The organism is Cupriavidus alkaliphilus (assembly GCF_014191175.1).
Taxonomy (GTDB): Bacteria; Pseudomonadota; Gammaproteobacteria; order Burkholderiales; family Burkholderiaceae; genus Cupriavidus; species Cupriavidus alkaliphilus.
In genome coordinates, this window is record NZ_JACHWE010000001.1 from 1,136,682 (window position 1) to 1,150,425 (window position 13,744).

Below are 13,744 nucleotides of genomic sequence, written 5' to 3' on the forward strand. Positions count from 1 at the left end.
CCTGAAAAGAACAAGCGCTGCGGTTTTCGCCCGTGCCGGTGGGCCTGCAGCGCCACGAAGCTGCCAACGCCAACGCCCCCACGCCCCCAATGACACCCACCCTGCTGATTGCCGACGACGAAGCGCTGCTTGCCCGCGTGCTGGAATCCGAACTGGCGGCCCTGTGGCCCGAGGCGCGGGTCGTGTCCGTGGTCCACGACGGCGTGGCCGCGCTGGCGGCGGCGCGCGAGCACCAGCCGCGCGTGGCCTTCCTCGATATCCGCATGCCGGGCATGAGTGGCATGGACGTGGCGCGCGAGCTGATCGAATTCGATGCCCCGCCGCTGGTGGTGTTCGTCACCGCCTACGACCAGTTTGCGCTGGAGGCCTTCGAGCGCGCCGCGGTGGACTACGTGCTCAAGCCGGTGCAGCGCGAACGGCTGGAGGCGACCGTGCAGCGCCTGAAGGACCGGCTGGCCGCGCCCGCGGAAGCGGGAGACGGCGGCGACGAAGCCGCGGTGGCCGAGACCGACCGGCTCGGCCAGCTGCTGGCGCGCCTGGAGTCGCTGGAGAATGCCACGCCGGGCGCGGCCGGCGCGCCGCAGCGCCAGTACCTGCGCTTTATCAAGGCGCTGGTGGGGCAGGAGGTGCGCATCATCCCGGTCGATGAGGTGATCTACCTGGAAGCCACCGACAAGTACGTCAACGTGGTCTCCGGCGCCGGCGAGGCGCTGATCCGCACCAGCCTGCGCGAGCTGACCCAGCAGCTCGATCCCGAGCGCTTCTGGCAGGTGCACCGCGGCACCGTGGTCAACATCAGCTGCGTCGCCAGTGCGGTCAACCAGTCGCTGGGCCGGCTGTCGCTGCGGCTGCGCGACCGGCCGGAACTGCTGCCGGTGGCGCGCCAGTACGCGCACCTGTTCAAGCAGATGTGACGGCGCGGGTGGGGCAGGACTGGCCGGCGCGGAGGCGGCGTGGCCGGCACCTGCCAGCAGCCAACAGGGGTTTTCCTCTATGATGCGGGCTTCGGCCCGTATTTTTTTGCGCGCCGCCCAGCCCACCGCATCGCCCCTCCGACCGCCAGCGCCATGCCCACCGCCGCCCTCGAACCCACGCCCAATTCCCTTCGCCACGACGCCCAGGTGATCGGGCTGGTGGGGCTGGCGCATGGCGTCTCGCACTTCTACCACCTGTTGCTGGCGCCGCTGTTCCCGTGGATCAAGGCCGAGTTCGGGCTCAGCTATGCCGAGCTGGGCCTGCTGATGACGGTGTTCTTCGCGGTCTCGGCGGTGGTGCAGACCGCGTCGGGCTTCGTGGTGGACCGCTTCGGCGCGCGGCCGGTGCTGTTCGGCGGGCTGGCCTGCCTGGGCGCGGCGGCCTTGCTGCTGTCGGCCAGCGTCGGCTATGCCGGGCTGCTGTTCGGCGCGGCGGTGGCAGGCCTGGGCAATGGGGTGTTCCATCCGGCCGACTTCACGCTGCTGAACAAGCATGTGTCGCAGCCGCGGCTGGGCCATGCGTTCTCGGTGCACGGCATTTCCGGCAACCTGGGATGGGCCGCGGCGCCGCTGTTCCTGGTGGCGATCGCCAACCTGGCCAGCTGGCGCGTGGCGCTGGCGGCGGCCTCGGCGGTGGCCTTGATCGTGCTGGCGGTGCTGGTGGCGCTACGCCACGTGCTGGACCCGCGCGAAGTGCAGGGCGCCGTGGGCCGGCCCGCTGCCCGGGCCGCGGCAGGGGGCGCCAGCGTGCTGGGCTTCCTGCGCCTGCCGCAGGTGTGGGTGTGCTGGGGCTTCTTCCTGCTGACGACGTTCTCCGCCGCCGGCATCCAGAGCTTTGCGCCCACCGCGCTGACCTACCTCTACGGCATGCCGTTCACGCTGGCCACCGCGTCGTACACCGTCTATATGCTGTGCAGCGCCGGGGGCATGATCGTCGGCGGCTTTGCCGCCAGCCGCACCAGCAACCATGACCGGCTGATCGCGGTCAGCTTCACCGTGTCCGGCCTGGTCGCGGTGCTGGTGGGGCTGAACCTGGTGCCGGCGCTGCTGGTGCCGGTGCTGATGGGCGTGATCGGCTTTGGCGCCGGCACCGCCGGGCCGTCGCGCGACCTGCTGGTGCGCGCGGCAGCGCCTGCCGGCGCCACCGGGCGCGTCTACGGCGTGGTCTATTCCGGGCTGGATATCGGCCTGGCCTGCGGCCCGCTGTTCTTCGGCGCGCTGATGGACGCCAGGCTGCCGGCCTGGGTCTTCTTTATGATCGGCGGCTTCCAGCTGCTGTCGATCTTCACCGCGGTGACCGTGGGCAATGGCAACCGCTCGCGCAGCCAGGCCGCGGCACGGGCGGGGGCTGCCTAGCCCGGCCGGCCAGCCCGCCAGCACGCCAGCCCGCCGCTATCCGAATCCGCTTGCCTGAGGAACGTTTCCATGCCAATGACGCCGGCCAACGCCACCCAGCCTGAAGACACCGATCGCGGCGCGCCGCTGCCGGGCGGCCATATCCTGGTCGATGCGCTGCTGGCGCACGGAGCCGAACTGGCCTTCGGCGTGCCGGGCGAGAGCTACCTGGCGGTGCTCGACGGCTTCCACTGCCGCCGCGACCGGCTGCGCTTCATCGTCTGCCGCCAGGAGGGCGGAGCCGCGGTGATGGCCGAAGCCTACGGCAAGCTGACCGGCCGCCCCGGGCTGGCGTTCTGCACGCGCGGCCCGGGCGCCACCAATGCCAGCATCGGCGTGCATACCGCGTTCCAGGATTCGACCCCGATGATCCTGTTCATCGGCCAGGTGGGCACCGATTTCATGGACCGCGAGGCCTTCCAGGAAATCGACTACCGCCGCATGTTCGGCCAGATGGCCAAGTGGGTGGCGCAGATCGACCGGGTCGAGCGCATCCCCGAATACATCGCGCGCGCCTACCAGACCGCCACCTCGGGCCGTCCCGGTCCGGTGGTGCTGGCGCTGCCCGAAGACATGCTGGCTCAAACCGCCGCGGTGCCGCAGTTGCAGTCCTATCAGCGCGTGATGGCCTGGCCCGGCGAGGCCGAGCTGACGCGGCTGGCCGAAATGCTGCAGGCCGCCGAGCGCCCGTTCGTGCTGGCCGGCGGCAGCGGCTGGACCCCGCAGGCCTGCGCCGACCTGCAGGCCTTTGCCGAGCGCTTCAGGCTGCCGGTGGGCTGCGCCTTCCGCGGCCAGGACCTGTTCGACAACCGCCATCCCAACTACGCCGGCGATGTCGGCATCGGCATCAATCCCGCGCTGGCCGAGCGTATCCGCAAGGCCGACCTGGTGCTCGCGATCGGCCCGCGGCTGGGCGAGATGACCACCGGCGGCTACGCGCTGATCGCGGCGCCGCGGCCGGCCCAGAAGCTGGTCCATGTGCATGCCGGCGCCGAAGAGCTGGGCAGCGTGTACCAGGCCGATTTGATGATCCAGGCCGCGATGCCGGCCATCGCCGCGCGCCTGGCCGGCCTGCAGGCGCCGGCCGCGCCACGCTGGCAAGCCTGGACCGAAGCCGCCCATGCCGATTACGAACGCTACCTGCAGCCGCCGCCGTTCACGGGGCAGGGCGTCGACATGGCCGAAGTCATCCGCACGCTGGACCAGCTGCTGCCGGCCGACGCAGTGGTGACCAACGGCGCCGGCAACTATGCCGGCTGGCTGCACCGCTATTTCCACTATCGCCCGTTCACCAGCGGCGGCCGCGGCCAACTGGCGCCGACCAGCGGCGCGATGGGTTACGGCGTGCCGGCGGCAGTGGGTGCCAAGATCGCCTTCCCGCAGCGTACCGTGGTGGCGCTGGCGGGCGACGGCTGCTTCCTGATGAATGGCCAGGAACTTGCTACGTCGATGCAATACCAGGCCCCGGTGATCATCATCGTCGTCAACAACGGCATGTACGGCACCATCCGCATGCACCAGGAACGCGAATACCCGACGCATGTGTCCGGCACCGAGCTGCGCAATCCCGACTTTGCCGCGCTGGCGCGCGCCTATGGGGCACGCGGCGCCACCGTGACCGCCACCGAAGCCTTTGCGCCGGCCTTGCGCGAGGCACTGGCCGCGCCGGTGTCGACGCTGATCGAAATCCAGGTGGACCCGGACGTGATCACGCCGCGCACCACGCTGAGCGCGATCCGGGCGCAGGCGCTGGCCAGCCAGAAGCCGTGACGCGGCACTACCAGACCGCATTCTTTCTTACCGACCAGGAGACCCGAGATGAAGCCCGTCACCACCGACCTGTGCGACGCGCATGAAGACCGCCTTGCCGAAGGCACGCTGCGCGTGATGGCGCCGGTGTTCCGCGCCTTCGGCAAGCAGCCGGCGTTTGCCGGTCCGGCCGCGACGCTCAAGGTGTTTGAAGACAACTCGCTGGTGCGCGCCACGCTGGAGTCGCCGGGCCGCGGGCGCGTGCTGGTGGTCGACGGCGGCGGCTCGCTGCGCTGCGCGCTGGTGGGCGGCAACCTGGGCCTGCTGGCGGAGAAGAACGGCTGGGTCGGCATCGTCGTCAACGGCTGCATCCGCGACACCGCCGAGCTGGACGTGTGCGACATCGGCATCCGCGCGCTGGCCGCGCACCCGCAGAAGAGCCAGAAGCGCAACGTGGGCGAGAGCGAGGTCACGGTGCAGATGCCGGGCGCGGTGGTGCGTCCGGGCAACTGGATCTACGTCGATGTCGACGGGATCCTGGTCGCCGACGAACAGCTGGAGCGCTGAGCATGCCGCGCGTCTTCGTCTACGGCACGCTGCGCGCCGGCGAGGTCAACGACCTGAACGCTGCGGCGCGGCGCCACGGCATTGCCGCGCCCACGCTGCTGGGCACGGGTACGGTGGCGGGCAGGCTCTATGACTTCGGCACGTATCCCGGCCTGGTGCTGGACGCCGGCGGCGGACCGGTGGTCGGCGATATCTACGAGATTGCCGACGCCCTGCTGCCGGTGCTGGACGAGATCGAGGAGGTCTATCCGGGCCAGGCCACGCTGTTCGTGCGCGAGGAACAGGCGGTGCAGCACAACGGCCAGCCCGTTGCCTGCCTGCTGTACCCGGTGGCCGACGCCGCGGCCGCCGCGCTGCCGCGCATCGACAGCGGTGACTGGGTAGCCTATCGGCGCGCCCGCGATACGGCCGCGGCCTGAATCCCGCAAGCGTTTCAAACAGCGGCGTCGGTTGGCGGTCAGATTTGGCGGTGCCGTTGGCTTTTGCGTAGCATGGCCGACCATGACATCGAACGATGGAACCGACGGCCATGCATGCTCCGCAAGTCCCGCAGCAAATTCTGCCGCAACGGTGCTGCATCGATGCCGGCGACGTGCGCCTGGCCGCTACCCGCTGGAGCGTGCCCGGACCAACCCGACCGACCATCGTGCTGGTGCACGGCTATCCCGACAACAGCGAAGTCTGGCACGCGGTGGCGGCGCAACTGGCCGGGCGCTTCGACGTGGTGGCCTACGACGTGCGCGGCGCCGGGCGCTCGAGCGCCCCGCACGCGACCGCGGCCTACCGGCTGCAAAAGCTGGCCGACGACTTCATCGCCGTGATCGACGCGGTGTCGCCGCAGCGCGCGGTGCATCTGGCCGGCCACGACTGGGGCTCGATCCAGGGCTGGGAATTTGTCACCGATCCCCGCCTGCAGGGGCGCATTGCCTCGTTCACCTCCTGCTCGGGCCCGTGCCTGGACCACGCGGCCATTGCGCTGCGCGAACTGCGCGGGCAGCGCTCGCCGGCGGCGCTCGGCCAGGCGCTGCGGCAACTGATGGCCTCCTGGTACATCGGCGTGTTCCACCTGCCGTGGCTGCCCGAACTGGCCTGGCGGCTGTGGCTGGGCCGGGCCTGGCCGCGCTACCTGCGCCTGACCGAGGGCGTGCGCGTCGGGCCGAACCCTACCCAGATCGCCGACGGCTGCCACGGCCTGCGCCTGTACCGCGCCAATATCCTGCCGGTGTTGCGCGCGCCACGCCGCCGTGCTGCGCATGCGCCGGTGCAGCTGATCGTGCCGCTGCATGATCGTTACGTAACGCCCGCGGTGACAGAAGGCATGCACCGCTGGACCCCGCAGCTGTGGCGCCGCACCGTGCCGGCGCAGCACTGGCTGCCGTTGGCGGACCCGGCGGGGTTTGCCGCCATGGTCGGCGAATTCGTCGACCATATCGAAGGCGCGCCGGCTTCCGCGGCGCTGCAGGCGAGTCGCATCCGCTAGCAGCTTGCGCCACATCCGCCGATTTTTCACAATGTGGAAAAAGGTTTTGGGCCGCAAAAATACCGGTTTGCGTGGCACAAGGCCATTTCTCATGATGAAAGATTCTGTCCCGCATCATGAAATATTTTTGCCAAGTCGATGATTTAAAAGAAAAATAAATCTTGGCTGCCTCCCGGGTTCGGGGTTGTTGCAACGCAGTAGCGTTCTCTACACTCTTATATAAGACACAGGACCTCGGGTGCGAAAACTGCGACCAACGCTGCAGCGGCACGATGGCAGCCCGGGTCAGGCGAGCACGAGATTCTCAGCCATCCCCAATCACGTCCAGGAGAGCGACCATGAACCGCCAAGAGCAGATCCAGGCCCTGCAGAAAGACTGGGACACCAATCCGCGCTGGAAGGGTATCAAGCGCAATTTCACCGCCGAAGACGTGGTGCGCCTGCGCGGTTCGGTTCAGGTCGAGCACACCCTCGCGCGCCGTGGCGCCGAAAAGCTGTGGCACTTGCTGCATACCGAGCCGTTCGTCAACTCGCTCGGCGCGCTGACCGGCAACCAGGCCATGCAGCAGGTCAAGGCGGGCCTGAAGGCGATCTACCTGTCGGGCTGGCAAGTCGCCGGCGACGCCAACCTGGCTGGCGAGATGTACCCCGACCAGTCGCTGTATCCGGCCAACTCGGTGCCGCAGGTGGTCAAGCGCATCAACAACACCTTCCAGCGCGCCGACCAGATCCAGTGGAGCGAAGGCTCGGGCGACACCGACTTCTTCGCCCCGATCGTCGCCGACGCGGAAGCAGGCTTCGGCGGCGTGCTGAATGCCTTCGAATTGATGAAGTCCATGATCGAGGCGGGCGCCGCCGGCGTCCACTTCGAGGACCAGCTCGCTTCGGTGAAGAAGTGCGGCCACATGGGCGGCAAGGTGCTGGTGCCGACCCGCGAAGCCGTCGCCAAGCTGACCGCCGCGCGCCTGGCTGCCGACGTGTCGGGCGTGCCGACCCTGGTGATCGCCCGCACCGACGCCGAGGCCGCCGACCTGCTGACCTCGGACATCGACGACAACGACAAGCCGTTCTGCACCGGCGAGCGCACCGTCGAAGGCTTCTACCGCGTGCGCAACGGCCTGGAGCAGTCGATCTCGCGCGCGCTGGCATATGCCGAGGTGGCTGACCTGGTGTGGTGCGAAACCGGCAAGCCGGACCTGGAGTTCGCCAAGAAGTTTGCCGAAGCCGTGCACGCCCGCTTCCCGGGCAAGATGCTGGCCTACAACTGCTCGCCGTCGTTCAACTGGAAGAAGAACCTGGATGACGCCACCATCGCCAGATTCCAGCGCGAACTGGGCGCGATGGGCTACAAGTTCCAGTTCATCACGCTGGCCGGCTTCCACTCGCTCAACTATTCGATGTTCAACCTGGCCTACGGCTACGCCCGCAAGCAGATGAGCGCGTTCGTGGAACTGCAGGAAGCCGAGTTCAAGGCCGCCGAGAAGGGCTTCACCGCGGTCAAGCACCAGCGCGAAGTCGGCACCGGCTACTTCGACGCCGTGACCCAGACCATCGAAGGCGGCCAGTCGTCGACGACTGCGCTGAAGGGCTCGACCGAAGACGAGCAGTTCTTCGAAGACAAGAAAGTGGCCTGACTCTCCTGGTCACTCCCGCCGGCTCGTGGGTCCGGCGGGATCGGGAGCGCGTGCGACCATCGCGAGCTCCCTTTTAGGCGACGCGCCGTTCTCTCTCAGGGACGGCGCGATTTTTTTATTCTCGATGCGACTGCCGTACCTGCGCGCCGGATGCAGGGGCGCGTACCGCGATTCACTCGAAGGTGCCAGCCGCCTTGGAGAGCGTCCACCCCACGCCGAGGCATAGACCCACCCATCCAATCGCGATCAGGGCGACGTCGTGCCAGTTCATCGTGCGACGCCCAGGTCGACGCAATTTGAATGTGTCCCGTGACGAAGGCATGGCCGTCTCCCTCGAAAGCATGGGAACAGGCTAGGGCACCGAGCTGAGATTTCACGGAAGGATTTGTAAAGGTTTGTTGCGGTGCGGATGAGCCACTCCCCGGGTGATACCCTCCAGCAAAACAACAAAATTGGGTGCCATGAAACAGCTCGTCTGTCTGTTGCTCGTGCTGGCCGTCAGTGGCTGCGCGATCGGGTCAAACTGCTCGCTGGGCCAGCGCGAGCCATGCAAGTTCATTCCCTTCATTGCGCCGCCGGGCACGACCGTGGTTCCTGCGGCCGGACTGCGCTGACCCGCGTGGGGGAATCGCTGCAAACGCGCCCGGGGGCGCATTTTTTGCGCCCTCCGAACTGGAAGATTGTCCAAATGCAACAAATTGTCATTTTTGGCGGCTTGCAGCATTTGGGTGATTCCCTCCCGCGGGCAGATGGCTTAAAGTGCCGGGGCCTTTATCGGCACCTCCGAGCCACTCCACCCAGAACAACATCATGAAAGCAACTCTCTCGCTCGCTGCCTGCGCCGTCGCGGCGGCACTGCTGGCCGGCTGTTCCGGCGGCATGCCCACCAATGTCGACGGCATGCTCAGCGCCGGCACCTCGCTGGCCAAGGCTGCCACGCTGTCCGACGCCGACGTCAAGAGCCTGTCGGACCAGGCTTGCGCGGAATCGGACAAGACCAACAAGATCGCCGCTGCCAACACCACCTACAGCAAGCGCCTGGTCAAGATCATGAGCGGGCTGAAGAACAGCGACGTGCCCAACGTCAACGCCAAGGTCTACATGACCAAGGACGTCAACGCCTGGGCCATGGCCAACGGCTGCGTGCGCGTCTACAGCGGCCTGATGGACATGATGACCGACGACGAAGTGCGCGGCGTGCTGGGCCACGAACTGGGCCACGTGGCGCTGGGCCACACCAAGAAGGCCATGCAGGTGGCCTACACCGCCACCGCGGCGCGTGGCGCGGCGGCCTCGGCGGGCAATGGCGCGGTGGCGGCGCTGTCGCAATCGCAGCTGGGCGAGCTGGGCGAGAAGCTGATCAACGCGCAGTTCTCGCAGTCGCAGGAGACCGCTGCCGACGACTATTCGTTCGACCTGCTGACCAAGAACAAGGCCAGCACCAAGGGCCTGGTCACGGCGTTCCAGAAGCTGGCCAAGCTCGACGGCGGCAAGTCCAGCATGTTCTCGTCGCACCCGGGCTCGGAAGACCGCGCCAAGCATATCGAGCAGCGCATGAGCAAGGCTTCGTAAGCGGCCTGCGCAAGCAAAAAACCGCCCGCACCGGCATGACCGGTGCGGGCGGTTTTGCTTTGGCGCGCGCTGCGCCGGGCTTCAGCGGTAGACGATCACCGGAATGTCGGTATGCGTCAGCACCTTCTGCGTCTCGCTGCCGAGTAGCAGGCCTGACAGCCCGCGCCGGCCGTGCGAGGCCATGAAGATCACGTCGCAGCCATGGCGCTCGGCGGCATCGATGATGCCGAGGTAGGGCACGGCAAAGGTCGACATGTCGGCGTCGAAGGTCACGCCGGCCGCCGTGGCCAGGTTCTCGATCTCTTTCAGATACAGCTTGGCCTGGTTCTCGATGCGGTCCTTGAACGCCTGCGGGGCCTCGACCACGATTTCGCTGAACGGTGTGTACGGGTATTCCTCCAGGCAGACATAGGCCGTGACGCGCGCGCCGATGGCCTTGGCGAGTTCCAGTCCGCCGTTGATGGCTTTCTTGGAGAGTTCCGAGCCGTCGGTGGGAAGCAGGATATGTTGGAACATGCGGGGCTCCTTTGCTGACTAGGGGTCGGGGCAGGGCGGCGACCCGCCGGTTCGCGGCATCGCCGCGGCGCCGGGCAGCGCCTGTCTTGAATGCATTGTAGTCAGTGTGCCGAGAAGGTCATTGCGTAATGTCAATGGCATCCGAAGGGGCGCAAGTCCGCATTGGCACCGTGCCTAGTCCGCCAGCACTTCCGCCACGGGCAGCGCCAAAGCCTGCTCGGCACGCCGCCAGTAGGACGGATTGCCGTAGGTGTTCTTCAGGTGGTCGATAAACAGCCGCACCCGCAGCGGCAGGTGCTTGCGCTGCGGGAACACCGCATGGATGCCGATCGGCGGCGCCTGGAACTCGTCCAGCACCGTCACCAGTCGTCCGCTGGCAATCTCGCTGCCGACTTCCCACCACGAGCGCCAGGCCAGCCCGTTGCCTTGCAGGCACCACTCGTGCAGCACCGCGCCATCGCTGCATTCCATGGTGCCGCCCACCTTCACCGTCACGGCACGGCCTTCTTCCTGGAACACCCAGCCGCGCTGCATGTTGGCGCTGGCGCCGAAGGCCAGGCAGTTGTGGCGCTGCAGGTCCTCGGGCGTGCCCGGGCGCCCGGCGCGCGCCAGGTATTCCGGCGCGGCCACCACCACGCGGCGGGTCTCGGCCAGCCGGATCGAGACCAGGCTGGAATCGGGCAGGTCGCCCAGGCGGATGGCGCAGTCGAAGCCTTCGTTGACCAGGTCGACCACGCGGTCGGACAGGTCCAGCGTGATCGACACGTCCGGGTGCGACTCGATGAACAGCGGCACCAGCGGCGCCACGTGCTTGCGCCCGTAGCCGGCCGGCGCGGTCACGCGCAGGTGTCCGCTGGCCTTGACGCCGCCAGCCGAGACGCTGGCCTCGGCGTTGTGCAGGTCGTTCAGGATGCGCTGGCAATCCTCTAGGAACGCCGAGCCCTCGAAGGTCAGGCTGATCTTGCGCGTGGTCCGTACCAGCAGCTTGACGCCCAGCCGCTCTTCCAGCGCATCGATGCGCCGGCCGATGATGGCGGGCGCCACGCCCTCGGCCGCGGCGGCGGCGGACAGGCTGCCGCGCGAGGCGACGGATACAAAGGTCTCCAGTTGTTTGAAATGGTCCACGAATGTTTCGCCTGATATGCGCGGGAGAACCCGCGGGGTGCTGCGCTGGCCACGCCCCGGGTGCCGGGGCGGGCCTTTGGCCACCAGTGAAGAGGATTTGGTGCGGAGTTTTGTTTTAGTCAGCCAAGATTAGTTGGGTAAAAGTAAAAGATCAAGTGACCGACGGCCACTTTGCCGCACTGCAGCGTCTCCCTACAATTCGATGCATTCAATGGTGTACAGAGCCACGCAGCTGTGGTCTGGCCGCCGCTTACTCAGTTGCGCCCTACCGTTGCAGGTTGCCCAGGCTCCCATGAACAAGATCCGCGCCGTCGTCTTCGATGCCTATGGCACGCTGTTCGACGTGTATTCCGTCACCGCGCGCGCGGAGCAGCTGTTCCCGGGCCGTGGCGAGGCGCTGGCGCTGCTGTGGCGCGACCGCCAGATCGATTACACCCGCATCCGCACCATGGCGGCGCCCGACGGCGCGCACTACAAGCCGTTCTGGGCCATCACCGTGGACGCGCTGCGCTACGCCGCCGAGCGCCTGGGGCTGCCGCTGGACGAGGCCGCCGAGGCGCAGCTGCTGAAGGAATACGCGTGCCTGTCGGCGTTCCCCGAAAACCTCGGCGCGCTCAAGCGCCTGCGCAAGGCGGGGCTGCCGCTGGGCATCCTGTCCAACGGCAACGCCGAGATGCTCGACATCTCGGTGAAGAGCGCCGGCATGCACGGGCTGTTCGACCATGTGCTGTCGGTCGATGCGGTGCGCCAGTACAAGACCGCGCCCGCCGCCTATGCGCTGGGGCCGCTGGCCTTCGGGCTGGAGGCGCAGGAGATGCTGTTCGTCTCGTCCAACGGCTGGGACGCCTGCGGCGCCAGCTGGTATGGCTACACCACTTTCTGGATCAACCGTGCCGGCCATCCGGCGGAGCGGCTCGACGTAGCCCCCTCCGGCACCGGGCACGACATGAACGACCTGCTCGAATTCGTCCGCGCCCATGGCGTGGCGGCATAGCAGGGCGCCCAACAACCAAAGCTATCGCTATCGTTTAACAGGAGAACACTGATGGCTATCACGCTGCCCGCGGGCATGAAGATTACCGGCGAAATCCTGCCGGCCTACGAAGATATCCTCACGCCGGAAGCCCTGGCCCTGGTAGACAAGCTGCACCGCGCCTTCGAGCCGCGCCGTCAGGAACTGCTGGCTGCGCGCGTCGCGCGCGCCAAGCGCCTGGACGCCGGCGAGGTGCCCGACTTCCTGCCGGAAACCAAGAGCATCCGCGATGGCGACTGGAAGGTTGCGCCGGTGCCCAAGGCGCTGGAATGCCGCCGCGTGGAAATCACCGGCCCGGTCGAAGCCAAGATGGTGATCAACGCCTTCAACTCGGGCGCTGACAGCTACATGACCGACTTCGAGGATTCCAACACCCCCAACTGGCACAACCAGCTGCAGGGCCAGGTCAACCTGAAGGCTGCCGTGCGCCGCACGCTGACGCTGGAATCCAAGGGCAAGCAATACAAGCTGAACGACAAGATCGCCACGCTGCAGGTGCGTCCGCGCGGCTGGCACCTGGACGAGAAGCACGTCACCATCGACGGCAAGCGCGTCTCGGGCGGCATCTTCGACTTCGCGCTGTTCCTGTTCCACAACGCCAAGGAGCAGATCGCCCGCGGCGCCGGCCCGTTCTTCTACCTGCCGAAGATGGAAAGCCATCTGGAAGCGCGCCTGTGGAATGACATCTTCGTGATGGCGCAGAACGAAATCGGCCTGCCGCAAGGCACCATCAAGGCCACCGTGCTGATCGAGACCATCCTCGCCGCGTTCGAGATGGACGAAATCCTGTATGAGCTGCGCGAGCACAGCGCCGGCCTGAACGCCGGCCGCTGGGACTACATCTTCTCGTGCATCAAGAAGTTCAAGAACGACAAGGACTTCTGCCTGGCCGACCGCGCCAAGGTCACCATGACCGCGCCGTTCATGCGCTCGTATGCGCTGCTGCTGCTCAAGACCTGCCACCACCGCGGCGCGCCCGCGATCGGCGGCATGAGCGCGCTGATCCCGATCAAGAACGATCCGGAGAAGAACGCCATCGCCATGGAAGGCATCATCAGCGACAAGCGCCGCGACGCCACCGATGGCTACGACGGCGGCTGGGTGGCGCACCCGGGCCTGGTCGAGCCGGCGATGAAGGAATTCGTCGCGGTACTGGGCGACAAGCCGAACCAGTTCGGCAAGCAGCGTCCGGACGTGCAGGTGAAGGGCGCCGACCTGCTGAACTTCCAGCCGGAAACGCCGATCACCGAGCACGGCCTGCGCATGAACATCAACGTAGGCATCCATTACCTGGGCGCCTGGCTGGCCGGCAACGGCTGCGTGCCGATCCACAACCTCATGGAAGATGCCGCCACCGCCGAGATCTCGCGCTCGCAGGTGTGGCAGTGGATCCGCTCGCCCAAGGGCAAGCTGGAAGACGGCACCAAGGTCACGGCCGAGCTGGTGCGCAAGCTGATTCCGGAAGAGCTGGCCAAGGTCAAGGAACTGGTTGGTGGCGACACCAGCACCTATGATCGCGCTGCCGAGATTTTCGAGCAGATGTCCACGTCGGAAGACTTTGCAGAGTTCCTGACGCTGCCGCTGTACGAAGAAGTCTGAGCGCAACCCGCGTTCGCAATTAAGGAAAACCGCAGCTCTGGCTGCGGTTTTTTTTTTCGCCGCCGGGCCGCGTTAAGCCGGCCTTACACCTGTCATGCAG

General features: G+C 67.1%; 13 protein-coding genes. 10 read left to right on the forward strand and 3 right to left on the reverse strand.

All coding sequences use genetic code 11. From position 1 onward, the window contains the following. Positions 1-89 precede the first annotated feature (89 nt). From FHX60_RS05405 to aceA, 7 genes are all read left to right on the forward strand, one after another. Positions 90-914 (forward strand): LytR/AlgR family response regulator transcription factor, encoded by an 825-nt coding sequence (locus FHX60_RS05405; protein ID WP_183282698.1) that lies wholly within the window; start codon positions 90-92, stop codon positions 912-914. A gap of 153 nt (positions 915-1,067) precedes the next feature. After that, positions 1,068-2,330, forward strand: a complete 1,263-nt coding sequence (locus FHX60_RS05410; protein WP_183282699.1) for an MFS transporter — start codon at positions 1,068-1,070, stop codon at positions 2,328-2,330. 69 nt (positions 2,331-2,399) lie between these two features. Continuing rightward, positions 2,400-4,139 (forward strand): thiamine pyrophosphate-binding protein, encoded by a 1,740-nt coding sequence (locus FHX60_RS05415; protein ID WP_375790525.1) that lies wholly within the window; start codon positions 2,400-2,402, stop codon positions 4,137-4,139. Between the two features lie 48 nt (positions 4,140-4,187). After that, positions 4,188-4,685 (forward strand): ribonuclease E activity regulator RraA, encoded by a 498-nt coding sequence (gene rraA / locus FHX60_RS05420; protein ID WP_112774139.1) that lies wholly within the window; start codon positions 4,188-4,190, stop codon positions 4,683-4,685. A 2-nt stretch (positions 4,686-4,687) separates the two neighbouring features. Further along, positions 4,688-5,104, forward strand: coding sequence for a gamma-glutamylcyclotransferase family protein (locus tag FHX60_RS05425; protein WP_116369904.1), 417 nt, complete (start codon positions 4,688-4,690; stop codon positions 5,102-5,104). A gap of 110 nt (positions 5,105-5,214) precedes the next feature. Continuing rightward, positions 5,215-6,165: an alpha/beta fold hydrolase gene (locus FHX60_RS05430; protein WP_181486963.1), complete on the forward strand. Its 951-nt coding sequence runs from the start codon at positions 5,215-5,217 to the stop codon at positions 6,163-6,165. Positions 6,166-6,503: 338 nt separating this feature from the next. After that, positions 6,504-7,799, forward strand: coding sequence for an isocitrate lyase (aceA, locus tag FHX60_RS05435; protein WP_092308863.1), 1,296 nt, complete (start codon positions 6,504-6,506; stop codon positions 7,797-7,799). A gap of 373 nt (positions 7,800-8,172) precedes the next feature. On the opposite strand, the gene FHX60_RS05440 is transcribed toward aceA, so the two are convergent. Next, positions 8,173-8,523: a hypothetical protein gene (locus tag FHX60_RS05440; RefSeq protein WP_183282700.1), complete on the reverse strand. Its 351-nt coding sequence runs from the start codon at positions 8,521-8,523 to the stop codon at positions 8,173-8,175. 86 nt (positions 8,524-8,609) lie between these two features. Here FHX60_RS05440 and loiP point away from each other — a divergent pair, with 86 nt between their 5' ends. Continuing rightward, positions 8,610-9,371 carry a metalloprotease LoiP gene (gene loiP / locus FHX60_RS05445; RefSeq protein WP_092308860.1) on the forward strand — a complete coding sequence of 254 codons (762 nt, stop codon included), beginning with the start codon at positions 8,610-8,612 and terminating at the stop codon, positions 9,369-9,371. Between the two features lie 81 nt (positions 9,372-9,452). Here loiP and FHX60_RS05450 read toward each other — a convergent pair whose 3' ends face one another. Together FHX60_RS05450 and FHX60_RS05455 are read right to left on the reverse strand one after the other, a co-directional pair. After that, on the reverse strand, positions 9,453-9,887 hold the full coding sequence (locus tag FHX60_RS05450; protein ID WP_092308857.1) for a universal stress protein: 435 nt from the start codon (positions 9,885-9,887) through the stop codon (positions 9,453-9,455). Positions 9,888-10,061: 174 nt separating this feature from the next. Next, positions 10,062-11,012, reverse strand: coding sequence for a LysR family transcriptional regulator (locus tag FHX60_RS05455; RefSeq protein ID WP_092308854.1), 951 nt, complete (start codon positions 11,010-11,012; stop codon positions 10,062-10,064). Positions 11,013-11,304: 292 nt separating this feature from the next. Here FHX60_RS05455 and FHX60_RS05460 point away from each other — a divergent pair, with 292 nt between their 5' ends. After that, the gene (locus FHX60_RS05460; protein WP_092308851.1) at positions 11,305-12,006 is read left to right on the forward strand and encodes a haloacid dehalogenase type II; all 702 of its coding nucleotides are present in this window, start codon (positions 11,305-11,307) and stop codon (positions 12,004-12,006) included. Between the two features lie 51 nt (positions 12,007-12,057). Further along, positions 12,058-13,644 (forward strand): malate synthase A, encoded by a 1,587-nt coding sequence (aceB, locus tag FHX60_RS05465; RefSeq protein ID WP_183282701.1) that lies wholly within the window; start codon positions 12,058-12,060, stop codon positions 13,642-13,644. Positions 13,645-13,744: the final 100 nt, after the last annotated feature.

What these genes read in the sequence shown, in the direction of transcription:
- loiP (WP_092308860.1), top strand. Translation starts at nt 8,610, where the DNA reads ATGAAAGCAACTCTCTCGCTCGCTGCCTGCGCCGTCGCGGCGGCACTG.
- FHX60_RS05425 (WP_116369904.1), top strand. Translation starts at nt 4,688, where the DNA reads ATGCCGCGCGTCTTCGTCTACGGCACGCTGCGCGCCGGCGAGGTCAAC.
- FHX60_RS05430 (WP_181486963.1), top strand. Translation starts at nt 5,215, where the DNA reads ATGCATGCTCCGCAAGTCCCGCAGCAAATTCTGCCGCAACGGTGCTGC.
- FHX60_RS05450 (WP_092308857.1), bottom strand. Translation starts at nt 9,887, where the DNA reads ATGTTCCAACATATCCTGCTTCCCACCGACGGCTCGGAACTCTCCAAG.
- aceB (WP_183282701.1), top strand. Translation starts at nt 12,058, where the DNA reads ATGGCTATCACGCTGCCCGCGGGCATGAAGATTACCGGCGAAATCCTG.
- FHX60_RS05405 (WP_183282698.1), top strand. Translation starts at nt 90, where the DNA reads ATGACACCCACCCTGCTGATTGCCGACGACGAAGCGCTGCTTGCCCGC.
- FHX60_RS05460 (WP_092308851.1), top strand. Translation starts at nt 11,305, where the DNA reads ATGAACAAGATCCGCGCCGTCGTCTTCGATGCCTATGGCACGCTGTTC.
- FHX60_RS05410 (WP_183282699.1), top strand. Translation starts at nt 1,068, where the DNA reads ATGCCCACCGCCGCCCTCGAACCCACGCCCAATTCCCTTCGCCACGAC.
- rraA (WP_112774139.1), top strand. Translation starts at nt 4,188, where the DNA reads ATGAAGCCCGTCACCACCGACCTGTGCGACGCGCATGAAGACCGCCTT.
- FHX60_RS05440 (WP_183282700.1), bottom strand. Translation starts at nt 8,523, where the DNA reads ATGCTGCAAGCCGCCAAAAATGACAATTTGTTGCATTTGGACAATCTT.
- aceA (WP_092308863.1), top strand. Translation starts at nt 6,504, where the DNA reads ATGAACCGCCAAGAGCAGATCCAGGCCCTGCAGAAAGACTGGGACACC.
- FHX60_RS05415 (WP_375790525.1), top strand. Translation starts at nt 2,400, where the DNA reads ATGCCAATGACGCCGGCCAACGCCACCCAGCCTGAAGACACCGATCGC.